Source organism: Streptomyces drozdowiczii, from assembly GCF_026167665.1.
Classification (GTDB): Bacteria; Actinomycetota; Actinomycetes; order Streptomycetales; family Streptomycetaceae; genus Streptomyces; species Streptomyces drozdowiczii_A.
This window is the reverse complement of the sequence record NZ_CP098740.1, coordinates 6289478-6313499: the sequence shown is the minus strand read 5'-3', so window position 1 is coordinate 6313499 and position 24022 is coordinate 6289478. Positions and strand designations below refer to the sequence as shown.

At 72.9% G+C, this 24022-nt stretch carries 24 protein-coding genes and 1 pseudogene; 16 read left to right on the top strand and 9 right to left on the bottom strand.

Annotated features, from left to right (window positions below):
• Nucleotides 1-13 precede the first annotated feature (13 nt).
• Nucleotides 14-2437, top strand: a complete 2424-nt coding sequence (locus NEH16_RS28680; RefSeq protein ID WP_265545837.1) for a right-handed parallel beta-helix repeat-containing protein — start codon at nucleotides 14-16, stop codon at nucleotides 2435-2437.
• Here the strand turns inward: NEH16_RS28680 and NEH16_RS28675 are convergent.
• Nucleotides 2410-4769 (bottom strand): annotated as a pseudogene (locus tag NEH16_RS28675) (hypothetical protein); the annotation flags it as partial. The gene NEH16_RS28680 and the pseudogene NEH16_RS28675 sit on opposite strands and share 28 nt — an antisense overlap.
• Before the next feature lie 152 nt (nucleotides 4770-4921).
• On the opposite strand from NEH16_RS28675, the gene NEH16_RS28670 reads away from it, so the two are divergent.
• Both NEH16_RS28670 and NEH16_RS28665 read left to right on the top strand, forming a co-directional pair.
• Nucleotides 4922-5755, top strand: coding sequence for a DeoR/GlpR family DNA-binding transcription regulator (locus NEH16_RS28670; RefSeq protein ID WP_073969711.1), 834 nt, complete (start codon nucleotides 4922-4924; stop codon nucleotides 5753-5755).
• Nucleotides 5756-5803: 48 nt separating this feature from the next.
• Entirely contained in the window at nucleotides 5804-6256 is a 453-nt protein-coding gene (locus tag NEH16_RS28665; RefSeq protein ID WP_073969712.1) for an Immediate-early protein 2, read from the top strand.
• Nucleotides 6257-6260: 4 nt separating this feature from the next.
• Here the strand turns inward: NEH16_RS28665 and NEH16_RS28660 are convergent, their stop codons facing one another.
• Entirely contained in the window at nucleotides 6261-7397 is a 1137-nt protein-coding gene (locus NEH16_RS28660; protein WP_265545836.1) for a PLP-dependent cysteine synthase family protein, read from the bottom strand.
• Nucleotides 7398-7623: 226 nt separating this feature from the next.
• Between NEH16_RS28660 and NEH16_RS28655 the strand changes: the two genes are divergently transcribed.
• From NEH16_RS28655 to NEH16_RS28630, 6 genes are all read left to right on the top strand, one after another.
• Nucleotides 7624-7965, top strand: coding sequence for a hypothetical protein (locus NEH16_RS28655; protein WP_073969714.1), 342 nt, complete (start codon nucleotides 7624-7626; stop codon nucleotides 7963-7965).
• Nucleotides 7966-8151: 186 nt separating this feature from the next.
• A complete protein-coding gene (locus NEH16_RS28650) occupies nucleotides 8152-8670 on the top strand; it encodes an ATP-binding protein (protein ID WP_265545834.1) in 519 nt (172 codons plus the stop codon).
• A gap of 82 nt (nucleotides 8671-8752) precedes the next feature.
• Nucleotides 8753-9328 (top strand): TetR/AcrR family transcriptional regulator, encoded by a 576-nt coding sequence (locus tag NEH16_RS28645; protein WP_265545832.1) that lies wholly within the window; start codon nucleotides 8753-8755, stop codon nucleotides 9326-9328.
• Nucleotides 9329-9357: 29 nt separating this feature from the next.
• The gene (locus NEH16_RS28640; RefSeq protein ID WP_265545830.1) at nucleotides 9358-9756 is read left to right on the top strand and encodes a (R)-mandelonitrile lyase; all 399 of its coding nucleotides are present in this window, start codon (nucleotides 9358-9360) and stop codon (nucleotides 9754-9756) included.
• 11 nt (nucleotides 9757-9767) lie between these two features.
• Complete coding sequence (locus tag NEH16_RS28635) at nucleotides 9768-10349, top strand: DUF4865 family protein (protein ID WP_265545827.1); 582 nt, start codon at nucleotides 9768-9770, stop codon at nucleotides 10347-10349.
• Nucleotides 10343-11242 (top strand): phosphotriesterase family protein, encoded by a 900-nt coding sequence (locus NEH16_RS28630; RefSeq protein WP_073969719.1) that lies wholly within the window; start codon nucleotides 10343-10345, stop codon nucleotides 11240-11242. Before NEH16_RS28635 ends, NEH16_RS28630 begins: the two co-directional genes overlap by 7 nt.
• A gap of 6 nt (nucleotides 11243-11248) precedes the next feature.
• On the opposite strand, the gene NEH16_RS28625 is transcribed toward NEH16_RS28630, so the two are convergent.
• Nucleotides 11249-12463 (bottom strand): ROK family protein, encoded by a 1215-nt coding sequence (locus tag NEH16_RS28625; protein ID WP_073969720.1) that lies wholly within the window; start codon nucleotides 12461-12463, stop codon nucleotides 11249-11251.
• A 251-nt stretch (nucleotides 12464-12714) separates the two neighbouring features.
• Here NEH16_RS28625 and NEH16_RS28620 point away from each other — a divergent pair, with 251 nt between their 5' ends.
• The 3 genes from NEH16_RS28620 to NEH16_RS28610 all read left to right on the top strand — a co-directional run bounded on the left by NEH16_RS28620 (nucleotide 12715) and on the right by NEH16_RS28610 (nucleotide 15092).
• Nucleotides 12715-13842 carry an MFS transporter gene (locus tag NEH16_RS28620; RefSeq protein WP_265545826.1) on the top strand — a complete coding sequence of 376 codons (1128 nt, stop codon included), beginning with the start codon at nucleotides 12715-12717 and terminating at the stop codon, nucleotides 13840-13842.
• 79 nt (nucleotides 13843-13921) lie between these two features.
• Complete coding sequence (locus NEH16_RS28615) at nucleotides 13922-14293, top strand: SCO4225 family membrane protein (protein ID WP_073969722.1); 372 nt, start codon at nucleotides 13922-13924, stop codon at nucleotides 14291-14293.
• 43 nt (nucleotides 14294-14336) lie between these two features.
• Entirely contained in the window at nucleotides 14337-15092 is a 756-nt protein-coding gene (locus NEH16_RS28610; protein ID WP_265545825.1) for a maleylpyruvate isomerase family mycothiol-dependent enzyme, read from the top strand.
• A gap of 14 nt (nucleotides 15093-15106) precedes the next feature.
• Here the strand turns inward: NEH16_RS28610 and NEH16_RS28605 are convergent, their stop codons facing one another.
• Complete coding sequence (locus tag NEH16_RS28605; protein WP_265545824.1) at nucleotides 15107-15808, bottom strand: TetR/AcrR family transcriptional regulator; 702 nt, start codon at nucleotides 15806-15808, stop codon at nucleotides 15107-15109.
• A gap of 113 nt (nucleotides 15809-15921) precedes the next feature.
• Here NEH16_RS28605 and NEH16_RS28600 point away from each other — a divergent pair, with 113 nt between their 5' ends.
• Nucleotides 15922-16416 (top strand): nitroreductase/quinone reductase family protein, encoded by a 495-nt coding sequence (locus NEH16_RS28600; protein WP_374215596.1) that lies wholly within the window; start codon nucleotides 15922-15924, stop codon nucleotides 16414-16416.
• A 50-nt stretch (nucleotides 16417-16466) separates the two neighbouring features.
• Here NEH16_RS28600 and NEH16_RS28595 read toward each other — a convergent pair whose 3' ends face one another.
• Nucleotides 16467-17681, bottom strand: coding sequence for a geranylgeranyl reductase family protein (locus NEH16_RS28595; RefSeq protein WP_073969739.1), 1215 nt, complete (start codon nucleotides 17679-17681; stop codon nucleotides 16467-16469).
• 184 nt (nucleotides 17682-17865) lie between these two features.
• Between NEH16_RS28595 and NEH16_RS28590 the strand changes: the two genes are divergently transcribed.
• Together NEH16_RS28590 and NEH16_RS28585 are read left to right on the top strand one after the other, a co-directional pair.
• On the top strand, nucleotides 17866-19230 hold the full coding sequence (locus NEH16_RS28590; RefSeq protein ID WP_265545819.1) for a dipeptidase: 1365 nt from the start codon (nucleotides 17866-17868) through the stop codon (nucleotides 19228-19230).
• Nucleotides 19231-19321: 91 nt separating this feature from the next.
• Nucleotides 19322-20047, top strand: coding sequence for an MBL fold metallo-hydrolase (locus tag NEH16_RS28585; RefSeq protein WP_265545818.1), 726 nt, complete (start codon nucleotides 19322-19324; stop codon nucleotides 20045-20047).
• On the opposite strand, the gene NEH16_RS28580 is transcribed toward NEH16_RS28585, so the two are convergent.
• Together NEH16_RS28580 and NEH16_RS28575 are read right to left on the bottom strand one after the other, a co-directional pair.
• Nucleotides 20006-21055, bottom strand: a complete 1050-nt coding sequence (locus NEH16_RS28580) for an NUDIX hydrolase (RefSeq protein WP_073969727.1) — start codon at nucleotides 21053-21055, stop codon at nucleotides 20006-20008. The two genes, NEH16_RS28585 and NEH16_RS28580, sit on opposite strands and share 42 nt — an antisense overlap.
• 111 nt (nucleotides 21056-21166) lie before the next feature.
• Complete coding sequence (locus NEH16_RS28575) at nucleotides 21167-21433, bottom strand: hypothetical protein (protein ID WP_073969728.1); 267 nt, start codon at nucleotides 21431-21433, stop codon at nucleotides 21167-21169.
• A gap of 164 nt (nucleotides 21434-21597) precedes the next feature.
• On the opposite strand from NEH16_RS28575, the gene NEH16_RS28570 reads away from it, so the two are divergent.
• A complete protein-coding gene (locus NEH16_RS28570; RefSeq protein ID WP_073969729.1) occupies nucleotides 21598-22152 on the top strand; it encodes an excalibur calcium-binding domain-containing protein in 555 nt (184 codons plus the stop codon).
• A gap of 44 nt (nucleotides 22153-22196) precedes the next feature.
• On the opposite strand, the gene NEH16_RS28565 is transcribed toward NEH16_RS28570, so the two are convergent.
• Together NEH16_RS28565 and NEH16_RS28560 are read right to left on the bottom strand one after the other, a co-directional pair.
• Entirely contained in the window at nucleotides 22197-23108 is a 912-nt protein-coding gene (locus NEH16_RS28565; RefSeq protein ID WP_265545817.1) for a carbohydrate ABC transporter permease, read from the bottom strand.
• Nucleotides 23105-24019 carry a carbohydrate ABC transporter permease gene (locus NEH16_RS28560; protein ID WP_265545816.1) on the bottom strand — a complete coding sequence of 305 codons (915 nt, stop codon included), beginning with the start codon at nucleotides 24017-24019 and terminating at the stop codon, nucleotides 23105-23107. The genes NEH16_RS28565 and NEH16_RS28560 overlap by 4 nt, the downstream gene beginning before the upstream one ends.
• Between the last annotated feature and the right edge of the window lie 3 nt (nucleotides 24020-24022).

The window sequence follows — 24022 nt, the reverse complement described above, 5'->3', positions numbered from 1 at the left end:
GCACGACAGCGCCATGGCACAGGGCACGGTCCAGGTGACGCACACCGGCACATCGCGGTGGCGGCGCCGCACGGGCGAATACGCCTCCCTCACCGCGGCGCTCGAAGCGGCGGCGGACGGTGATGTGCTCACCGTCGCCCCCGGCACCTACCGGGAGAACCTGGTCATCGCCCGCGCGGTCACGCTGCGCGGCCCCGAGGGCTCCATCGGCTCGGTGCGCATCGCCCCCGCCGACGGGGTGCCGCTGACGCTGCGCGCCTCCGCCGTCGTCCAGGACCTCCATGTGGAGGGGCAGGACTCGGCGGCCCCGGCCGTGCTCGTCGAGGACGGCGCCCCCGAGATAGCGGACGTACGGATCGTGACCCGCTCGGCGGCCGGCGTCGAGGTGCGCGGAGCGGCGCGGCCCACCGTCCGCCGGTGCACCGTCGACAATCCGGCCGGCGTCGGCATCGCCGTGCTCGACGGCGCGGGCGGGGTCTTCGAGGAGTGCGAGATCGTCTCGGCCGGGCAGTCCGGGGTCGCCGTGCGCGACGGCGGGCACCCCCGCCTCGATCGCTGCCGGATCCACCACGCCTCGGGCGCGGGCCTCTCCGTCACCGGCGAGGGCAGCGGCCTGGAGGGGCTGGGCTGCGAGGTGTACGAGATCAAGGGCAGCGGGATCCAGGTGACCGCCCGCGCCTCCGCCCACCTCACCGACTGCACGGTGCACCGCACCTCGGCGGACGGCGTCACGCTGGACACCGACGCGGTGCTGACCCTCGCGGACTGCGACATCCACGACATCCCGGAGAACGCGGTGGATCTGCGTTCGCGGGCGGTGCTGACGCTGACCCGTTCGACGGTGCGCCGCTTCGGCCGCAACGGCCTCTCGGTGTGGGACCCGGGCACCCGGGTGGACGCCAACCAGTGCGAGATCCACGACAGTACGGGCGACTACCCGGCGGTCTGGGTCAGCGACGGGGCGACGGTGATACTGGATTCCTGCCGGGTCCACGACGTGCCGGACGCCCTGTTCGTCCTGGACCGGGGCTCGCGCGCCGATGTCGTGGACAGCGACCTCTCCCAGGTCCGCAACACCGCGGTCTCGGTCAGCGACGGGGCCACCGCCCAGCTGGACGACTGCCGCATCCGGGAGGCGTCGACCGGCGCCTGGTTCCGGGACCACGGCAGCGGCGGCACACTGAACAACTGCACCGTGGACGCCGTGCAGACGGGCGTGATCGTCACCAAGGGCGCCGACCCGGTGATCGAGCGGTGCACGGTGACCTCCCCCGCCGAGGCCGGGTTCTATGTGTCCGCCGAGGGCCGGGGGACGTTCAACGGCTGCCGGGTCACGGGCAGCGAGGGGTACGGCTTCCATGTGATGGAGGGCTGCCGGACGACGCTCACCCGCTGCCGCACCGAGCGGTGCGCGCGCGGCGGCTACGAGTTCCCGGAGGGCGCCGGCCCCGGGAACGGCACCGGGAGCGGACCGGTCGTGGAGGACTGCACGAGCGACGAGAGCGGGCTGCGCACCGCCACTCCCCCGCCGGCCCCGGTCCTGACGGCCACGCAGACCTCGCCCGGGCTGCTCGGTTCGGTCCCCGCGCCGCGCCCCGCGGAGCCGGCGCCGCCCGCCGAGCCCACGCGCACCTCCGGGGAGGTCCTGGGCGAGCTGGACGCGCTGGTCGGCCTGGACAGCGTCAAGCGGGAGGTGCGGGCGCTCACGGATATGATCGAGGTGGGGCGCAGGCGCCGGGAGGCGGGCCTCAAGGCGGCGTCGGTCCGCCGCCATCTCGTCTTCACCGGTTCCCCGGGCACCGGCAAGACCACGGTGGCCCGGCTGTACGGCGAGATCCTGGCCGCGCTCGGGGTGCTGGAGCGGGGCCATCTGGTCGAGGTGTCCCGGGTCGACCTGGTCGGTGAGCACATCGGCTCGACCGCGATCCGTACGCAGGAGGCGTTCGACCGGGCGCGCGGCGGCGTGCTGTTCGTGGACGAGGCGTACGCGCTGTCGCCCGAGGACTCCGGCCGGGACTTCGGCCGGGAGGCGATCGACACCCTGGTGAAGCTGATGGAGGACCACCGGGACGCGGTGGTGGTCATCGTCGCCGGGTACACCCAGGAGATGGAGCGGTTCCTGACCGTCAACCCGGGTGTGGCGTCCCGCTTCTCGCGGACCATCACCTTCAGCGACTACGAGCCCGCCGAGCTGCTGCGGATCGTCGAGCAGCAGTCCCGTGAGCACGAGTACAGCCTCGCCTCGGGCACCGGTGAGGCGCTGCTGAAGTACTTCACGGAGCTGCCCAAGGGGCCGGCCTTCGGCAATGGGCGCACCGCACGCCAGACCTTCGAGTCGATGGTCGAGCGGCACGCCGGCCGGGTCGCCCAGCTCGCCGATCCGAGCACGGACGACCTCACTCTGCTGTATCCGGAGGACCTCCCGGAACTGCCCTGACGTCCTCGCCGACCGGCTCCGCCTGCTGGGGCAGGAGGGGGTCGAGCCGTTCCAGGAGGGCGGCGCGCTCCTCGGCGAAGACGGGGTCGGCCTGGTAGTCGGAGTGGCCGAGCACCGGCTCGGGCAGCGGGTGTTCGGGCGTCCGTCCGTAGACCAGGGGGTCCCTGAGCGGTCCCCGGTCCACCTCGGGTCCGGATTCCTCACCGAGCCGGACCGCGCCGCCGATGGGGTCGGTGGCCCGCCACAGATTGCGCCAGCAGTGCACGGAGCGGTGCAGTCCGTGGAGCTGCCCGGCTCCGAAGTAGGCCGGGAACCAGCGGCCGTAGAGCCGTTCGATCGGCGATCCGTACGTGAGCAGGGCGACCCGGGAGCGGGTGCGGGCGGGCAGCTGCCAGACCGCGGAGGCCGCGAGGACGCTTCCCTGGGAGTGGCCGGAGATGACGAGCCGGCCCCGGGTGCGGCCGGTCCAGCCGGACATGCGGGAGGCCAGGTCGGGCACGGCGCGCTCCGCGTAGCAGGGCGGGGCGAAGGGGTGGGCGGCGCGCGGCCAGAACGTACCGACGTCCCAGAGGATGCCGATCGTGCGCCGGGCGGACGCGTCCCGGTAGGCCCGTCTGCCGCAGGCGACGAAGACGAGGAAGCCGAAGCCGATCATCCAGGAGCCGGTGGACTGCGCCGCCTCGGCCACCGATTCGAGGAACGGGCCGCTGCCGTCCAGAGCGAGTCCGGGGACCTCGCCGGTGGCCCAGGACCCGGCCACCGCCCCCGCGCCCAGGAACAGGGTGGCGCCGGAGACGATCCCCACCACGCGGGGCGCCGAGTCGGTGAGCGCGGCGGTGGCCCGGATGCGGGCGATCCGCTCGGTCCGCGACGGATCGGGGAACCGTTCGCCGTACTCCGCGTCGACCACGGGCTCCAGCCTGCGGGCGGTCAGCCAGGTCCGTACGCCGAGGACGGCGCCCGGCACCAGGAGCAGCACGAGGAGGACGGGGATGACCGACGCCTGCCAGCTGAGCAGCACCGGTGGTCCCTCTATCAGCGCGCTGCGCCCCATGCCCGGGCTGCCGGGTCCGTCGAGCCAGTCGGCGACGCGCTGGGCGACGCCGCCCGTCATCACGCCGCCGAGGGCGCACGCGAGCATCGCGACGGCCGGTCCGCCGAGGCCGCGCAGGACGGTGCGCGGCTCCGGGCAGCGCCGGTACAGGTACAGGGAGATCGCCGCGAGGAGGACCACCAGGACGCCTTCGGCGACGCTGACCGCCCGGAACAGCGTGGTGTCGCCGGGGAGCCGCCCGGAGGAGGTCCAGCCGGGGCGCGGCCAGGCGGCGTGGACGGCGGCGAGGACGAGGAGGGCCAGGGCGGCGCCGGGCAGCCAGGTGATGACGGCCCGGTCGAGCCGGTTGTCGAGGCGCCGTTCGCTGCGGCCCCGGCGGCAGACCACCCAGAGCACGACGACGAGCCCGGCGGCGAGGGCCGCTTCGATGAGCCGGCCGAGGAGCGGGGCAACCGGTCCGGTGACGGCACGGTCGTGGCGGGCGGCGGCCTCGGAGACGGCGGCGGCGACGGTGAGGAAGCCGGCCGCGGTGTGCGCGGCGCGCAGCCGGGCGACGAGGCGTCGCCCGTACCAGAATCCGGGCCGGCCGAGCGCCGGGCGGACGGATTCGGCGGCGGGTGCGGGGCCGTCGTCCTCCTCGTCGTCCGGGTCCGCCCCGGTCAGCGGGCGCTGGGACTCGTAGGCGCTCCAGGTGCGGTTGGACAGGAACCAGAGCAGCCCGACCAGCGCGGCCGGCACCAGCGCGGCCAGGGCGAGGCGGCGGCCGGGCTGGGACCACCAGCCGCCCTGCTCGGCGGAGAGGAAGCCGAGCCAGGAGCGCTTCTCGGAGCAGGCGGCGACGCCCGCGCACTGCCAGGCGGTGAGGTCGAGGGCGACCTCGCAGGCGGCGGCGGTCAGCAGCACGGTGAGGCTGAGCGCGATGAGCCGCACGAGCACGCCGTACAGCCGGATCGCGCGGGGGCGGCGCCGGGCGGTGGGGCGCATCCAGTGGGCGAGGTTGATCACCATGAACGGGAGCAGCAGCAGCCACAGCGCGCGGGAGCCGTTGCCGGAGGTGAGGTTGGACCAGCAGTACGCCTCGGCGATGGGCTTCTCGCGGTACCGCTCCGGGTGCCGTTCGGCGTCGACGTCGGCGGAGCGCCGGTAGATGGCCGCGGTGGTGTCGCCGGTGACCCGGACCGTGCGCGGGTCGGTCAGCATGTCCTGGGGGGTGGTCCCGCCCACCCCGTGGACCAGTAGTTCCAGCGCGGGGCCGGGGGTGCGCGGGGCAGGGGGCACGGGCGTCTCGCTCTCGCAGGGGAACACGGCTGATGGCCGGTCACCGTTACTGACGAATCTCCCCCGGGCGGGGGCCCGCGACACCGCGCGTGGCAGGATGACTCCGTCGATACGGACTCCTGTACGGCCAGAGGGAAGGGCAAGGCCCGGCGTTGAGCGAGAATCAGAATCTGCTCGCGGAGCAGCGGCGCGCGCTGATCCTTGACGAGGTGCGCCGGCGCGGCGGGGTGCGGGTCAACGAGCTGACCCGGAAGCTCAACGTCTCGGACATGACCGTGCGCCGGGATCTGGACGCGCTGGCCCGGCAGGGCGTGATCGAGAAGGTGCACGGCGGCGCCGTGCCGGTGGTCGAGGCCAGTACGCACGAGCCCGGTTTCGAGGCGAAGTCGACGCTGGAGCTGACCGCCAAGGAGGACATCGCCCGGGCCGCCGCCGCGATGGCGGTGCCCGGCAGCGCGATCGCCCTGTCCGGGGGCACCACGACGTACGCGCTGGCCCAGCATCTGGTGGATGTGCCGGATCTGACGGTCGTGACGAATTCGGTGCGGGTCGCGGACGTGTTCCACGCGGCGCAGCGGCCCGGCGCCCCGGGCGGGCGGCCGGGTGCGGCAACGGTGGTCCTCACCGGCGGGGTGCGTACGCCGTCCGACTCGCTGGTCGGCCCGGTCGCGGACCGGGCGATCGCGGCGCTCCACTTCGATGTGCTGTTCCTCGGCGTCCACGGGATCTCGGTGGAGGCGGGTCTTTCCACGCCGAACCTCGCGGAGGCGGAGACGAACCGCCGGTTCGTCTCGTCGGCGCGCCGGGTGGTGGTGGTGGCCGACCACACCAAGTGGGGCACGGTCGGTCTCAGCTCGTTCGCCTCGCTGGACGAGGTGAGCACGCTCGTCACGGACGCGGGGCTGCCCGCGGGCGCCCGGGCGGAGATCGAGGAGCATCTGCCGGGCCTGCTGGTGGCCGGCGACGCCGCGTCGGCCGAGGGCTGAGCATTCCGCTCCGCTCGCGACGGGGCTTTCACACCCTAGGATCGTGGTGTGGCCGTGTTCCGGATCGAGCGTTTCACCTCCTTGCCCGCAGCCGAGTCCTGGCGCCGGGTGACGGACTGGGAGCGGCATGCCGCGCAGGTGCCGCTGACCGTGATCACGGTGCCGACGGGGCTGCCGACCCGGGTCGGGACGGTGTTCGTGGCGCGCACCGGGGTGGGCCCGCTGGCGTTCGACGACCCGATGGAAGTGGTCCGCTGGTCGCCGCCGGCCGGCAGCCGGGCGGGAATGTGCCGCCTGGAGAAGCGCGGCCGGGTGGTGCTGGGCCGTGCGTCGATCGATGTGTATCCGAACCGGGCGGGCTCCCATGTGGTGTGGGTGGAGGAGATGAGCGTACGGCTGCTGCCGCGCTGGGCGGACCCGGTCCTGGCCGGTGCCGGGAAGCGGGTCTTCGGCCGGGTGCTGGACGCCATGCTGGACCGCCCGGCGGGCGGCTACGCCTGAGGTATCACGCCTCCGGCCAGCTGCCGGTGGCCAGGAACTGGTCGATGGTCCGGGTGTACGGGGCGATGTCGAGGCCCTGGGCGGTCAGCCAGGAGTCGGAGTAGTACTTGTCCAGGTAGCGGTCGCCGGGGTCGCAGATCAGGGTGACGACGCTGCCCCGCTCGCCCCGGGCGACCATCTCGGCGATCAGTCTGAGGGCGCTCCACAGCCCGGTGCCGGTGGAGCCGCCCGCCTTGCGCCCGATGGCCCGTTCCAGGGCGCGCACGGCGGCGACGCTCGCCGCGTCCGGGACCTTCATCATCCGGTCGATGGCGCCGGGGACGAAGCTGGGCTCCATGCGCGGCCGGCCGATGCCCTCGATGCGGGAGCCGCAGTCGCTGGTGGCGTGCGGGTCGTGGTGGGTCCAGCCGTCGAAGAAGCAGGAGTTCTCCGGGTCGGGCACGCAGATCCGGGTGTCGTGCTGCATGTAGTGCACATAGCGGGCGATGGTCGCCGAGGTGCCGCCGGTTCCGGCGGTGGCGACGATCCAGGTGGGCTCGGGATAGCGTTCGAGCCGCAGCTGCTGGTAGATGGACTCCGCGATGTTGTTGTTGCCCCGCCAGTCGGTGGCCCGCTCGGCGTAGGTGAACTGGTCCATGTAGTGGCCGCCGGTCTTCGCGGCGAGCCGTGCCGATTCCTCGTACATCCGGCGCGAGTCGTCCACGAAGTGGCAGCGCCCGCCGTGGAATTCGATGAGCCGGCACTTCTCCGGGCTGGTGGTGCGGGGCATCACCGCGATGAACGGCACGCCGATCAGTTTGGCGAAGTACGCCTCCGAGACGGCGGTCGAACCGCTCGACGCCTCGATGACCGGTTTGCCGGGCCTGATCCAGCCGTTGCAGAGCCCGTAGAGGAAGAGCGAACGCGCCAGCCGGTGCTTCAGGCTGCCCGTGGGGTGGGTCGACTCGTCCTTGAGGTAGAGGTCGATGCCCCAGCTCTCCGGGAGCGGGAAGAGCAGCAGATGGGTGTCGGCGGAGCGGTTGGCGTCGGCCTGGACCTTGCGGACGGCCTCCTTGAGCCAGGCGCGGTAGGCCGGGTCGGAGCGGTCGACGTCGACGGTCGGCGCGGCTGCGCCGCCGTGCCCGTGCTCGGTGGTGTCCATCTGCGCGCTCTCCTCGTACGACCGGTCTCGGCGGGGCCCACGATATGCCCCCCACCTGCACAAACGTTGACTTTGATGGTCCATAGCAGTGCCTTGGTGTCGCGGCCGCGCCCATGCGCCCCCGCGCGGCCCGAATGCGCCGTTTACGTACCGTCCCGCTCTGGTGTGCACGCCCCCGGATGGGCACACTTCGTCTCAGAGGTACGTCGAAGGGGGCGAAGGGGCCATGTCGGAAACGGAGTTCAGGGCGACGGGCGTGACGGAGTTCAGCGCGACCGGTGTGCGCATCGACCGGTGGGCGCGCTCGGTCACCAGGGCGGGGCAGGTGACCGTGAAGGACGGGCGGGTGGCCCTTCTGACGAGTTACGGGCGGGAGATCGACAGTGCGCCGGTCGGCACGGTGAGCGCGGGCAGACCGTGGTTCGCGGGGTCGGACGCCACGGTGGCGCGGGTGAACGGGAGGCGGTACCGGCTGACGATGCGGCGGCCGGACGGCAAACCCGGTGACGCGGCGCCCTCGCACCGCTTCCTGGAGGCGCTGTACAGCGCGGGAGGGCGCCGCTCCTGAGGCCGGTGGGGCGCGGGACACCGCGAGTTGCGGAGGCGTATGCCCTGAGCGACATTGGAGTCACGTCACTCATGGTGTACCGGCGGTGACACTGTGATCCAGGCCGCCGGCCCGGACTCAGCAGCGAGCCATGTGCTGGATCCGTTCCTTCGCCTTCTTCCGGACCTATTTCGGGGAGTCGCAGCCGTGATCAGCGAGCCAAGCAGGCACTGCACGGTGGAGCTCCAGGCCCTGCCGTCGCGGATCGGTCAGGTCCGCAGAATCATCTCGGCGCAACTGCGCTACTGGCATCTCGATTCTCTGATCGACCAGACAGCGCTGGGCGTCACGGAGCTCCTCACCAACGTCCACCGGCACGCACAGCCGGACAAATCATGCACCGTCGAGATCGAGCTGCTGCTCGAACGGCTCACGGTGTCCGTCCACGACCACGATCCCCGGCTGCCGACCGTGCGCGAGGCCGACGACTCCAGTACGTCGGGGCGCGGGCTCGCACTGATCGCGGCGGTCAGCGAGAGCTGGGGGGTGCGCCCCCGGGGCGGCGCGGGGAAGGTCGTGTGGTTCACGCTTCCCGCACCGGCACCGCCCGCCCCGCCCTCGCACGTCGTGTACGGGGCGACGACCGACGGGCCGTTCGATCTGAGCGTCCTGAAACACCTGGAGGGCTCACCGCCCTCGGCGTCGCGATCGGCCGTGGTGGGCTGACACGACAGGAGCGGGGCATCCCCGGACGGGGGTGCCCCGCTCACGTATGCGCGACGGCGCCTCCCTTTCTGTACCTACTAGTATGTACACTGCGGGCATGAGCACTCCGGACCGTCTGATCGAAGCCACCCGGGAACTCCTCTGGGAGCGCGGTTACGTGGGCATGAGCCCCAAGGCCATCCAGCAGCACGCCGGTGTGGGCCAGGGCAGCATGTACCACCACTTCACCGGCAAACCGGACCTGGCCCTCACCGCCATCCGCCGCACGGCCGACGAACTGCGGGAGGCCGCGGACCGGGTCCTCGACACGCCCGGATCGGCGTACGAGCGGATCTCGGCCTATCTGCTGCGCGAGCGCGATGTGCTGCGCGGCTGCCCGGTGGGGCGGCTGACCATGGACCCGGACATCATCGCGAGCGACGAGCTGCGGGAGCCGGTGGACGAGACCATCGCCTGGCTGCGCGGCAGGCTCGCCGGCATCGTCCGCGAGGGCGTCGACCGGGGCGAGTTCGCCCCCAGCCTGGTGCCCGAGGAGATCGCCGCCTCGGTCGTCGCGACGGTGCAGGGCGGCTATGTGCTGGCCCGCGCCTCGGGTTCGACGGACGCCTTCGACGCGGGTGTACGGGGACTGCTCAGCCTTCTCGCCCCGCCCGCCTGACCCACCTACCGCTTCAGGAGCAACCGCACATGCGCATCACCAGGAACCGCCCCGACACCGAGCAGGGCCCCTCCGCACACTTCAACGGCACGGTGTGGCTCGACGAGATCGCCGCCCCCGAACCGCCCTCCCGGCTGCGGATGTTCAGCGTGCACTTCGCGCCCGGCGGCCACACCTCGTGGCACACCCACCCGCACGGCCAGGTCCTGCACGTCACCGAGGGCGAGGGCCTGGTGCAGCGCAGGGAAGGCCCGGTCGAGGCGATCCGGGCCGGGGACACCGTCTGGATCGAGCCGGACGAGTGGCACTGGCACGGGGCGTCGCCGCGCACGTTCATGACCCATCTCGCCGTGGTCGAGGCAGCCGAGGACGGCAGCACCATCCACTGGCACGACGACGCACACGTCGCCGACTACCCGGCGTCCTGAGGAGCCCTTCGATGCATGCCATGCAGTACGAGATCACCCTGCCCGCCGATTACGACATGGGCGTCATCCGCCACCGGGTGGCGACCAGGGGCCATCTCCTGGACGACTTCCCGGGCCTCGGGCTCAAGGCGTATCTGATGCGGGAGCGGGGCGAGGACTCCCCGGTCAACCAGTACGCGCCGTTCTACCTGTGGACCCGCCCCGAGGGCATGAACGCCTTCCTCTGGGGCGCCGGATTCCAGGGCATAGTCCAGGACTTCGGCCGCCCGGTGGTGCAGCACTGGACCGGGCTCGCCTACGAGGAGGGGCCCGCGTCGTCCGCACTCCCCCGGTCGGCGACCCGGCACCGCTCGCCCGTACCGCAGTCGGTCTCCCCGGCGGACGCGGTGGAAGCGGCCCTGGAGGAGTGCCGCGGGATCGCGAAGACACCGGGCGCCGTCGCCACGGCACTGGCGGCCGATCCCCGCCACTGGGAGCTCCTGCACTTCACGCTCTGGGACCACGACGCCCCGGACGCGCCCGGCGACCGCTACCAGGTGCTCCACCTCAGCCGCCCCGAGCAGGACCGGATCGCGAGGGGACGCCAGTGGTAGCCGCCGTCCGTACCGTCCTCGGTGACATCGCGCCCGGGGAGCTGGGGGTCTGCGACGCCCACGACCACCTCTTCCTGCGCAGCCCGATGCTGCCGGGCCAGGAGCTGGACGACCGGGAGTCGGCGGCCGAACGGCTGCGCGCCTTCCGCGCGCTGGGCGGCCGGGCCGTCGTGCAGTGGACGCCGCACGGCATGGGGCGGGGGGCCGACGCTCTGGCCGAGCTGTCCCGGACGACGGGCGCGCATGTGGTCGCCGCGACGGGGCTGCACCAGGCCGCCCACTACCCGCCGGAGCTGCTGGACCGGATCAGGGACGACCTCGCCGCGCTCTTCGTCGCGGAGCTGACCGAGGGCATCGGCACCACCGGGGTGCGGGCCGGCCTGATCAAGGTGGCCGGCGCCTTCCACACGCTCGACGCGCACGCCCGGCTCACCATGACCGCGGCGGCCGGGGCCCATCACCGCACGGGCGCGCCGATCGCCGTCCACCTGGAGCTGGGCACGGCCGCGCTCGACGTCCTGGAGCTGCTGTGCGGGGAGTTGGGCGTCCCGCCGCACCGGGTGATCCTCGGCCACCTCGGCCGCTCCCCGGACGGGGCGGTGCAGCGGGAGGCGGCGCGGGCGGGGGCCTTCCTCGCGTTCGACGGGCCGTCGCGCGCGAACCACGCCACGGACTGGCGGCTTCCGGAGGAGCTGGCGGAGCTGGCCGGGGCGGGGTTCACCGGGCAGTTGCTGCTGGGCGGTGACACGACGGTCCCGGAGACCCCCGGCATGCCGCACCTGCTGCGCCGGCTGCGGCCCCGGCTCGAAGGGGTGCTGGGCGCCGAGGTCATGGAGACGGTGCTGGTGGCGAATCCGGCGCGGGCGTTCGCCTTCGAGGCGCCGGGGGCCTGAACCCGCTCAGGCCAGCGCCCCCAGCGGATCGTCCAGGACCGGCTGCCAGGCCAGTTCCGCCGCCCCGACCAGGCTGTTGTGGTCGAGGGTGCACGGCAGGATCGGCACGCTCCCGCTGCGCCCCCACAGGCTGCGGTCGGCCACCACCGCCCGCAGCCGCTCGGGGTCGGCGTCGAGCAGGGCGCGGTGCAGCCCGCCGAGGATGATGCGGTCCGGGTTGAGGATGTTGACGAGGCCGGCGAGCCCCAGCCCGAGCCGGTCGATCAGCTCCTCGGCGGCGGTGCGCACGGCCGGGTCGCCGTACTCGTTGCGCAGCAGGTCCCCGGACTGCTTGAGCAGCGACTCCTCGGGGCCCGGGGTGCGCCCGGCGGCGGTGAGGAAGGCGAGCGGGTCGGTCTCGACGTCCAGGCAGCCGCGCCCGCCGCAGTGGCAGGGGCGGCCCTCGGGGTTGACGGTGAGGTGGCCGACCTCCAGGGCAAGGCCCGAACTCCCGGTGTGCAGGCGGCCGTCGAGGACGAGCGCCCCGCCCACGCCCCGGTGCCCGGTGGCGACGCACAGCAGGTGCTGGGCCTCGCGCCCGGCGCCGTGCCGGTGTTCGGCGAGCGCGGCGAGGTTGACGTCGTTGCCGGTGAACGCCGGTCCCCCGATGCCCGCTTCGCGCACGCAGGTGGCGAAGATCTCGCGGACCGGGGCGCCGGCGGGCCAGGCGATGTGGAGCGGGTTGAGGGCGGTGCCGTCCGGCTCGGCGACCGCCGACGGCACCGCGAGCCCGGCACCGACGCACCGCAGTCCGCTGTCCCGGAGCAGCCGTGCGCAGTGGTCCACGACCTCGCCGATGACCTGGGCCGGGTCGGCGGTGATGGTGACACTGCCGGGGGCGGTCGCGACGAGCCGGCCGCCGAGGCCGACGAGCGCGGCGCGGAATCCGTCCGCGTGCACCTGGGCGGCGACGGCCACCGGACCCGACTCCCGTACGGCCAGCCGGTGCGAGGGCCGGCCCTGCGAACCCGCCGCCGAACCGGGGCTGGAGTCCACCCTGATGAGGCCGAGGGCTTCCAGCTCGGCGGCGACCGCGCCCGCCGTCGCGCGGGTGACCCCCAGCTCGGAGGTGAGGACGGCGCGCGTGGGCGCGCGTCCGGTGTGGACCAGTTCCAGGGCGGGTCCGAGCGCGCTGCGGCCCCTCTCCAACTTCGTCCGGGTGGTGGTCGCCTTGCCGTTCATGGGGGCGAGTCTCCCATGATCCCGGAGGTGCCTTTGACGCCGTCGTGGCCGATTCGCCCCGGGCGGCGGGCCCCGGTGCGGCCCGGAACGGAGCGCTTCGGGCCGGGCGGGGCAGCCGTCTTGCACCGGCCGCCGGGCCACCCCTATGCTGAGTTTGTGCCGCAACTAAACAAACTGCGGACGGCACTCCCGGGGGACTTGGCGGCAACACCGCCCCGCTCTCGTCGGCCCGTCTCCGCACCGCGCTGACCGTGTTCTTCGCCCTCGACGGTTTCCTCTTCGCCGGCTGGGTGGTCCGTATCCCGGCCATCAAGCACCAGACCGGCGCCTCGGCCGCCACCCTCGGCCTCGCGCTCCTCGGCGTCTCCGCCGGGGCCGTGATCACCATGACGCTCACCGGCCGGCTCTGCCGCCGGTTCGGCAGCCACGCCGTGACCGTGGCCTGCGGTGTTCTCCTCTCCCTCAGCATCGCGCTGCCCGCCCAGACGCACTCGGCCCTCGCGCTGGGGCTCGTACTGCTGGTCTTCGGTGCCGCGTACGGCGGGATGAACGTGGCGATGAACAGCGCGGCAGTGGACCTGGTCGCCGCCCTGCGCCGGCCCGTGATGCCCAGCTTCCACGCCGCGTTCAGCCTCGGCGGGATGCTCGGCGCAGGGCTCGGCGGCCTCGTCGCGGCCGGCCTCTCGCCCGCGACGCACCTCTTCTTCCTGACCGGAATCGGACTGGTCGTCACCGCGCTCGCCGGTCCGGTCCTGCTGCGGCACCCGGCGCCCGTGGTGCCGGAGCGGGCGGACGCCCCGCCCGCCGACCGGTCCGGGAAGCGGCTGTCCGGGCGGGCGCGCAAGGTGGTGCTGCTGTTCGGCCTGATCGCGCTCTGCACCGCGTACGGCGAAGGCGCGCTGGCCGACTGGGGCGCCCTGCACCTGGAGCAGGACCTGCACGCCCGTCCCGGGGTCGCCGCCGCCGGATACTCGCTGTTCGCGCTGGCCATGACGGCGGGCCGGCTCAGCGGCACCGCCCTCCTCGAACGCCTCGGGCAGACCCGCACGCTGGTGGCGGGCGGCGCCACGGCGGGCGCCGGGATGCTCCTGGGTTCGCTCGCCCCGACGGCCTGGCTGGCGCTGCTCGGCTTCGCGGTCACCGGGATCGGCCTCGCCAACATCTTCCCGGTGGCGGTCGGCCGGGCCGGCGAACTGGCCGGACCCGGCGGGGTCGCGGCGGCCTCGACGCTCGGTTACGGCGGCATGCTGCTCGGGCCGCCCGCGATCGGCTTCCTGGCCGACTGGTTCTCACTGCCGGTGGCCCTGACCACGGTGGCGGTACTGGCGGGCGCGGCGGCGGCGCTGGGCTACGGCGCCCGCAAGGCGGCGCACACCTGACTGCCTGAGTAGCGGTACTCAGGCAGGAACGATTCCCCGCGCGCACGATGGAGACGCAGCCAACGACGGGGAGCAGACCATGAACAAGCCGGCCGTGAACCAGCGGACGATCCGCACGCTCGCTCGGCTCACCTTCGGAAACGCCGCGTCGCTGCTCTACCTGGGCGCGGTCGCGGCGGCCGCCGTGTTCGTCACCGCGGACACCCTGCTGGTCGGCCATGACGACGCCTCGTTCGCCGGTGTCTGGCTCTTCCTGCTGGCCGCGCCGACGGTCTTCCTGTTCCTGCTCGGCGGCTCGCTGGCCGGGGCGGAATCCTTCGGCCCGGCCTGGTTCATGTACCTGGCGCTGACGGTGTCCGTGCTGGTGCAGTCGCTGGCGCTGGGCTGGTTCGTCCGGCTGGTGCGCGGCGGTGCCCGCCGGAGTCGTACGGCCCATCCGCAGGGCGTTTGACCGCACGGCCCTCCGGACCCCGCCTGGCTGGCACAATCCGTCCATGAAGATCACGGAACACATAGCGGCCCTGGCCGCCGAGGGCCGCCTGCTGGCGGACGCGGCCGACGAAGCGGGCACCGGCGCACCGGTGCCGACCTGCCCCGACTGGCGGGTGCGCGACCTGCTCAGGCACACCACGATGGTGCACGCCTGGGCCGCCGCCTTCGTCCGCGAGGGACACACCTCGTACGTCCCCGACGGCGGTGAACCGGAGCTGGACGGGCCGGAACTGGTGGCCCACTTCCGCGCGGGGCACCGGCTCCTGGTGGAGGCGCTGGAGAACGCGCCGCAGGACGTGCAGTGCTGGTCGTTCCTCCCGGCGTCCTCGCCGCTCGCCTTCTGGGCCCGCCGCCAGGCCCATGAGACGACGATCCACCGGGTGGACGCCGAGTCCGCGCGCGGCGGCGACCTCTCCCCCGTCGGCGCCGACCACGCGCTGGACGGCATCGACGAACTGCTGCGGGGGATGCACGCCCGCCCGAAGAGCCGGGTGCGCACCGAGACCCCGCGCACGCTGCGGGTCCGGGCGACGGACACGGACACCGTGTGGACCGTACGGCTGTCCGCCGAGCCGCCGGTGGCGGTGCGCGAGGAGGCGCCGGCCGGGACGCCCCCGGTGGACTGCGAGCTGAGCGCGCCGGCCCAGACGCTCTACCTCGCCCTGTGGAACCGGCTTCCGCTCACCGCCCTCACGGTGACGGGCGACGAGGACCTGGCCCGGCTCTGGCGGGACAACTCCTCGATCACCTGGTCATGACCCGCTAGCGGGAATCAGCCGCGCCGGCCCAGGAGGCCCACGGTGCGGGCCAGTTCGGTGACGGCCTGGCGGAAGAAGACCTCGCGGGCCTCCACCACCCGGTTGAACTGGCCGAACACCTCGAAGGAGATGAGCCCGAACAGCTGGGACCAGGCCGCGACGAGTGGGGCGGCCACCGCCGGAGCCAGCCCGGGGGCCACATCGGCGGCGAGCCGTTCGGCCTCCGGGCGCAGTTCGTCCGGGAGCGGCGGAAGCGCCAGGCCCTCGTCGCGGCGGGCCTCCTCCACGAGGGCGATGAGCGCCATGCCGACGCGCGCGGCGGGGCCGACGGTGTCCTGCGGCGCCGAGTACCCGGGCACGGGCGAGCCGTAGATGAGCGCGTACTCGTGAGGGTGGGCCAGCGCCCAGTCGCGTACGGCGCAGGCGACGGCGACCCAGCGGGCGAGACCCGTGACGGGGGCGCCGGGCGACGCGGCGGCGCGCTCGGCGGCCTCGCCGACCGCGTCGTACGCGTCGACGATGAGAGCGGTCAGCAGGTCGTCCCGGCTGGGGAAGTAGCGGTAGAGGGCCGAGGAGACCATGCCCAGCTCGCGGGCGACGGCGCGCAGCGACAGCTTCGCCGCGCCCTCGGCGGCGAGCTGTTTCCTCGCCTCGTCCTTGATGGCGGCGGTGACCTCGATGCGGGCCCGTTCCCTGGCTCCCCGGATAGCGCTCATGGGGCTCAGTCTGCCATGCGTACAGAGCAGCGACCAATAACGAGAGCACTGCTCTTGCTTTTGATCGCCGCTTCCGTGCACACTGATCTCAAGCGAGAGCACCGCTCTCGGAAATGTTCGCCACCGTGGGGGTCACCATGTCGCAGTCGCACTCGCCGTCGCAGCCGTACTACCTGCAGGGCAGCCCGCTCAACGTCCGCTTCAACAGCCTCGTCGGCTGGCTCGCACGGCACGGGATCAGCCTGCTCGGCTCGCAGGAGCTGTCGGTGCGGGGCCGCAAGAGCGGCCAGATGCAGCGCGTCCCGGTCAACCCGCACACCTACGAGGGCGTGCGGTACCTGGTCTCCGCCCGCGGCCACTCGCAGTGGGTGCGCAACATGCGGGCGGCGGGCGGCGGGGAGCTGCGCCGCGGCCGCAGGACGCGGGCCTTCTCCGCCGTGGAGATCGCGGACGACGCGCACAAGGCGGCCGTCATCCGCGCCTATCTGGAGCGGTGGGGCTGGGAGGTCAACCAGTACTTCCAGGGCATCACGGCGAAGTCCACGGACGCCGAGATCCTGGCGGCCTGCCCCGACCACCCGGTCTTCCGGATCGGCGAGGAGGGCTGACGCACCGGACGGCGCGTCAGCCCTCGTAGAACCGGACCACGGGAACGGTCCTAGCGGTCCATCGCCGACAGCGCCCGCTGGGCCAGCGGGTGCGAACGGACCAGCTCGGCCAGCGAGGTCGTGCCGCGCGTGATGCCCGCGAACGCGTTCCACGCCGGACGGAAGCCCGTCAGAACGGCGTGCAGCACGCCCGGGCGCCGTTCGAACAGCTTCAGCATGCGTCGGCCCACGCCCATCTCGACGCCGAGGCCGGCCTTGATGGCGAAGGCGTAGTTGAGCGCCTGGCGGCGGGCGTCCACCGCGTCGTGCGCCTCGGCCACGCGCACCGCCCACTCACCGGCCAGCCGCCCCGACCGCAGCGCGAAGGAGATGCCCTCGCGGGTCCACGGCTCCAGCAGGCCGGCCGCGTCACCGCACACCAGCACCCGGCCGCGCGAAAGCGGCGAGTCCTCGCTGCGGCAGCGCGTGAGGTGGCCGGAGGAGATCGTGGGCTCGAAGCCGGCGAGGCCGAGCCGCGCGACGAAGTCCTCCAGATACCGCTTGGTGCCGGCGCCGTCGCCGCGCGCGGAGATCACGCCGACCGTCAGGGTGTCGCCCTTGGGGAAGACCCAGCCGTAACTGCCGGGCATCGGGCCCCAGTCGATGAGGACGCGGCCCGCCCAGTCCTCCGCCACGGTGGGCGGCACCGGGATCTCCGACTCCAGGCCCAGGTCGACCTGGTCGAGCTTGACCCCGACATGGGCTCCTATGCGCCCGGCGCTGCCGTCCGCGCCGACCACCGCGCGGGCCAGGACGGTCTCGCCGCCGGCCAGCACGACCGCGACCGTGCGCCGGTCGGGCACCGCGGCACCGTGCTGCTCCACCCGCGAGACGGTCGCCCCGGTGCGCAGTTCGGCACCGGCCTTCTGCGCCTGCTCGACCAGCCCCGCGTCGAACTCGGGGCGGTTGATGAGGCCGAAGAGCATCCGCTTGGAGCGGCGGGTGCGCGCCAGCCTGCCGTTGAGCGAGAAGGTGACCGCGTGGATCCGGTCCTTCAGGGGGAGTTCGAACCCGGGCGGCAGCGCGTCCCGCGAGAAGCCGATGATGCCGCCGCCGCACGTCTTGTAACGGGGCAGCTCCGCCTTCTCCAGGAGCAGTACCTTGCGGCCGGCGACGGCCGCCGCGTATGCCGCGGAGGCTCCCGCCGGTCCGGCGCCGACTACGACGACGTCCCACACGGACGACTCTTCGTGCTCATGTCCGGCGTCTGCGTTCTCGCTGCTCACGATGTGCTTCTGCTCCCGATCCGACCAGTGGCCCAAGCTGCTCACGGCATCCTACGGCGCGTTCCGGCCGGGAACCGCTGTGGGAGGATCGGCCGAGTCTCCGGGGGACCCGTGACGCCGCACTCCAGGCGGGCGAGTACCCGGAAACGTACACATAACGTCGCACCTACCAGGAGCGTGCCCCATGACCGGCCATCCGATTCCCGAGACCGTCGCCTCGCTGATGCCCCGCGCCAAGGCGGAGCTGACCGAGCTGGTGGCCTTCCAGTCGGTGGCGGACCCCGCGGTCTATCCGAGGAGCGAGTGCGAGGCGGCCGCCGAGTGGGTCGCCGCAGCGCTGCGTACCGAAGGTTTCCAGGACGTCGAACTGCTCGACACCCCGGACGGCTCCCAGTCCGTCTACGGTCTCCTTCCGGGCCCGGAGGGCGCGCCGACCGTGCTGCTCTACGCGCACTACGACGTGCAGCCGCCGCTGGACGAGGCCGCCTGGATCTCCCCGCCGTTCGAGCTGACGGAGCGTGACGGGCGCTGGTTCGGCCGGGGCACGGCCGACTGCAAGGGCGGCTTCCTCATGCATCTGCTCGCGCTGCGGGCGCTGAAGGCGGACGGCGGGGTGCCCGTCTCGGTCAAGGTGATCGTGGAGGGTTCGGAGGAGCAGGGCACCGGCGGTCTGGAGCGGTACGCCGAGGCGCACCCCGGCCTCCTGGCGGCCGACACCATCGTGATCGGCGACACCGGCAACTTCCGGGCGGGGCTGCCGACCGTGACCTCGACGCTGCGCGGCATGACGATGCTGCGGGTCCAGCTGGACACGCTGGAGGGCAATCTGCACTCGGGCCAGTTCGGCGGTGCCGCGCCCGACGCGCTCGCCGCGATGATCCAGCTGCTCGCCTCGCTGCGGGCCGAGGACGGTTCGACGACCGTCGACGGCCTGACCGCGGACGCCGCGTGGGACGGATTGCAGTACGAGGAGGAGGAGTTCCGCAAGGACGCCAAGGTGCTCGACGGGGTCGGGCTCATCGGCACCGGCACGGTCGCCGACCGGATCTGGGCGCGGCCCGCCGTCACCGTGATCGGCATCGACTGCCCGGCCGTGGTCGGCGCGACGCCCTCCGTGCAGGCGAGTGCCCGCGCGCAGATCAGCCTGCGGGTGCCGCCGGGGCAGAACGCGGACGAGGCGACGAAGCTGCTCACCGCGCACCTGCTCGCGCACACCCCGTGGGGTGCGAAGGTCTCGGTCGAGCAGGTCGGCCAGGGGCAGCCGTTCCGGGCGGACATCGCGAGCCCGGCGTACACCGCGATGGCCGAGGCCATGCGGGTCGCGTACCCGGGCCAGGAGATGCAGTCCTCCGGCATGGGCGGCTCGATCCCGCTCTGCAACACCCTGGCCGGGCTGTACCCGGAGGCGGAGATCCTGCTGATCGGGCTCAGCGAGCCGGAGGCGCAGATCCACGCGGTGAACGAGAGCGTGTCGCCCGAGGAGCTGGAGCGGTTGTCGGTGGCCGAGGCGCTGTTCCTGCGCAACTACGCCGCGTCGAAGACGGTCTGAGTCCTCGTCCGGTCCCGGATACGCGTTGAGCGAAGCTCGCCGAGAGCGTAGATCCGTGCGGCGGCCGGCCCGGGCCGCTTAGGTTCGCCGCATGGATCTCGTAGAGGTGCTTCCGCAGTTGCACATGTTCCGCTTCCCGATCGGCCAGGCGTATCTGTGGCGCGACGGGACGGAGCTGACCCTGATCGACGCGGGCGACGTGAACGCGGCGCCCGCCATCGAGGAGGCGGTGCGCGGCCTCGGCCACGACCCCGCCGACATCGCCCGGATCGTCATCACCCACGGCCACCGGGACCACTACGGCGCCGCCCAGGAGCTGGCCGACCGCCACGGTGCCGAGATCCTGGCGCACCGGCTGGACGCGCCGGTCATCCGGGGCGAGGAGGAGGTCGGGGAGCCGGTGCTCCTGGACTGGGAACGCCCGCTGTACGAGCACGCGCTGACCGTTCCCCCGGCTCCCCCGACCCGGGTCGACACCGAGCTGTCCGACGGGGCGGTCCTGCCGTTCGGGGGCGGGGCGCGGGTGGTCCACTCCCCCGGGCACACGCCCGGCTCCATCGGTGTGCACCTCCCCGGGCACGGCGTGCTGTTCACCGGCGACTGCGTGGCCGGGGTCGGGCAGGTGATGCTGGGCGTCTTCAACATCGACCGGGAGCAGGCCGTGGCCTCGTTCCGGCGGCTGGCCGCGCTGGAACCGGCCACGGTCTGCTTCGGCCACGGCGACCCCCTCACCGAGGACGCCGCCGCGGTCCTGCGGGCCGCGGCCGACACGTCCTCAGCCGACGGGGACGCCGGCCTCCAGGTTGAGCACGGCTGAGCGTTCCCGGGCCCGGAGCGCCCAGCGCAGCCGTTCGTAGCGGGTGGGCGGCAGCAGGGTGGCCGCCTCCGCCTCGGTGACGAACCGCCAGCCGCGCAGCTCGGAGCCCGGGAGCAGCAGCCGCTCCGCGTCCGCACGGGGCAGCAGTCCGCCGTCGAAGAGGAGGCGCAGACCGCCGTATCCGGGCGGGTCGGGCGCCTCCCAGTCGATGACGAGCAGCTTGGGCACCCGTTCCAGCTGGATGCCGATCTCCTCGGCGACCTCCCGGATCCCCGCCTGCGCGGGGGCCTCGCCCGCCTCCACGACGCCGCCGGGGAACTCCCAGCCCGGCTTGTACGTGGGGTCGACGAGCAGGAACCGGTCGTGCTCGTCGAAGAGGAGCACCCCGGAGGCGACGGTCTCCCCGGTCGGCTCCGGGGTCTGGACGATCTCGCAGGCGGGGGCGGCGTCGGTGCGTACGGCCTCCGCGATGCGCTCCGCCGTCCGGCGCGGGGTGAGCGCACTGTTGTCGATGGTGTGGGCGTCTCCGGTGATCCAGCCGAGGGCCGAGCGGTACGGTTCGATGCGGTCGTACGCCCAGCGGCCGGTCGGGTCCACACCCTCCGCGTCACCGGGGACGTCACCGGGGAACTCGGCCCGGCGGGCGATGCGCTCGCGCAGGATCGTTTCCTCAGGTGAGAGCAGTACATGGCGCACCGATATGCGCCGGGCGGCGAGACCGCCGAATATCTCGTCGCGGTACTCCTGCCGCAGGAGCGTCATCGGCACGACGAGGACTCCGCCCAGCTCGGCGAGGAGCGCGGCGGCGGTGTCCACCACGAGGCGCCGCCAGATCGGCAGGTCCTGGAAGTCCGTCACCTCGGCCAGTTTCTTCTGGGGCAGCAGGCTCCTGAGCCCCGTCCCGGTGAGTTCCGGGTCGTACAAGGTGCTGTTCGGGATCAGATCGATCAGTTCACGCGCGGCGCTGGTCTTACCGGCGCCGAACGCACCGTTGATCCAGACGATCACGGTTCCCCCTCTTCCGTAGCAGCCCCCTGTGGCTTGCCCGCAACACCCTGCCGCGAAAACACGCCCGGGGCGATGCGTTGCGCGGAGGGGGCGGCAGCCGGCCTCCCGGGGCTACGGCGTATCGCCCCGCCAGTCCCACTTGTCCGGCTCGTCCGGGCGCGGGCCGTACTCGGCTCGGCCGCCCGGTCCGTAGGCCCCGATCTCGGTGACCAGGGCGGAGCCGTCCGCCAGGGCCACCGCCGTCCACCCCGTCACGTCCAGGAGCAGTCCGTCGAGCGGTCCGCCGACCAGCTCCCGGTACTCGCGGCCCGGCCGGGGGCCCGGGTCGGGGTCTTCGTGGTCGGCGCCGTACACCCGCCGTCGCATGATCTCGTCCATGCGTGCAGGATCGCACCCGCCACTGACAACGGCGGGCCCACGCAGGCCGTGGCGGACCCTCGACTTCACGAGATGGTCACAACTCCATCACTTGCGGAGGATTGGCCTCCTCCGGGGTCCGGGCCCGGCTACGGTCGTCCCTCCACGCAACTTTGGGGGGTCCCATGTCGCACAACCCTTCGCCGCAGCCGCCGCCTTGGGGGCCGCCGCCGCAGCCGTCACCGTTCGGCCCGCAGGGTCCGGGCGGCCCCGGGGGCGGCGCGCCCCGCTGGGCGAGGAAACGCATCGTCATCCCGGCGGCGGCCGTTCTCTTCCTCGTCGGTGTGGGCATGGGGGCCGCCGGCGGGGACTCCGGGGCGGACAGGACCGAGGCGGCGGCGAAGTCCTCGCCGGCGCCGACCGTCACCGCCACCGTGTCGGTCACGCCCGCGCCGGAGCCCGCCGTGACCGAGACGGTCACCGCGAGCCCCGAGCCGGTGCCGACCGTCACGAAGACGAAGACCGTCAAGGTCACCGTCGCGCCCGAGGCCCCCGCCGACACCTCGGACGACTCCGGTTCGGACGACTCCGGTTCGAGTGGCGGGGGCTCGGGCGGCGGCTCGGCGTACTACGCGAACTGCACCGCTGTCCGCGCGGCCGGTGCGGCCCCGATCCACCGGGGCGATCCGGGGTACGGCCGGCACCTCGACCGCGACGGGGACGGCGTGGCCTGCGAGTAGGGCGCTTCCGGCCTGTCCGGCGGCACGCCGCCGGACAGGCCCTGTCACCCCTTGCCGGACCCCAGCGTGAGTCCGGCGATGAAGTGCCGCTGGAGCAGCAGGAAGACGACGAGCGTCGGCAGCGCGACGATCACCGAGCCGGCGGCGAGCAGGTTGTAGTCGGTGAAGAACTGCCCGCGCAGGTTGTTCAGCGCGGAGGTGATGGGCAGTTTGTCGCCGTCGGAGATGAAGACCAGCGCCCACAGGAAGTCGTTGTACATCCAGGTGAACTGGAGCGTGCCGAGCGCGGCGAGCGCCGGGCGGCACAGCGGCAGGGTGATCCGCCAGAACCGCGTCCACACCCCGGCCCCGTCCACCACCGCCGCCTCCAGGATCTCCACCGGCAGGGTGCGCATGAAGTTGGCCAGGACGAAAACGCAGAAGCCGATCTGGAAGCCGATCTGCACCAGGACGACGGCCCAGTAGGAGTCGAACATCGTCATCGAGTCGGACATCCAGTACGGCAGCGGGATGCGGTTGAAGACGACGTACAGCGGGGTGACGATCACCTGCTGCGGGAGCAGGTTGCCGGCTGTGAAGAGCATCAGCAGGACCAGGCCGCCGCGCATCTTCAGCCGGGCGAGCGCGAAGGCCACGAACGAGGCGAGGAACAGGGTGATCAGGACGCCCGGCACCGCGATGATCAGGGTGTTGACGAAGTACTTCGTCATGCCGGAGTCGGTGAACGCCTGCCGGTAGTAGTCCAGCGAGAGGTGGCGCGGCAGCGAGAAGTAGCCGTACTCGGAGGTCTCGTCGTACGGCCGCAGCGAGGCGTAGACCGCGAGCAGCAGCGGGGCGAGGAAGGCCAGCGAGACCGCCATCAGGAAGGCGTGCACACCGAGCCGGCCGGGCCGGAGCCCGCGGCGGGCCCTCTCAGGGGTGGCCGGGACCGCGCGGGTGGTCTGCGTGGTGGTCATCGGTCTTTCTCCCCTCGGAGCTCCTGGACCAGGTACGTCACCACGAATCCGAGGGAGACGGTCAGCAGGACGACGGCGATCGCGGAGCCGAAGCCGATCCGGCTGGCCTCGCCGATGATGTTGTCGGTGACGAGCACGGAGAGCAGTTCCAGGCCGTTGCGCCCGTGGTTGACCGCGTACACGATGTCGAAGGCGCGCAGCGACTCGATGACGGTGATGACGCCGACGATGACGTTGACCGGCCGCAGGGTCGGGAAGACGACGCGGAAGAAGGTCTGCGCCTCGCTCGCCCCGTCGATCGCCGCCGCCTCCTTGAGGGACCGGTCGACGGCCTTGAGCCCGGCGAGGTAGAGGATCATCACATAGCCGGTGTGCCGCCAGGCGGCGGCCAGCAGGACCATCCAGATGTTGAGGTCCGGATCGCCGAGCCAGTCCGTCGGCGTCTCCGTGTCGCCGAGTACGGCGTTGAGCGCGCCCTGGTCACGCGAGAAGACGAGCTGGGCGATGAAGCCGACCACCGCGAGCGAGAGCACGACGGGCATGTACAGCGTGGACTGGTAGAAGCGGCTGAACCGCACGCCCCGGTCGATCAGTACGGCCAGGAGCAGCCCGAACGGGGTGGCGACGAGGCCGAGGAAGGCGAGCCAGAGCAGGTTGTGCCGGGCGGCTGGCCAGAACTGCGGGTAGTTCGTGAAGAGGTTCGTGTAATTGCGGGTCCCGACCCACTCGATGTCGCCGATCCCGTCCCAGCTGGTGAACGAGAGGACGACGGAGGCCAGGGTCGGGCCCCAGACGATGGCGAGGTCCAGCAGGACGGGCAGGCCGAGCAGCACACCGAGCACCACGAGGTCGCGGCGGGTGTACCGCCGCGTGCCCCGTCGTCCGGTGCGCCTCCCCGAGATGAACGGCACGGT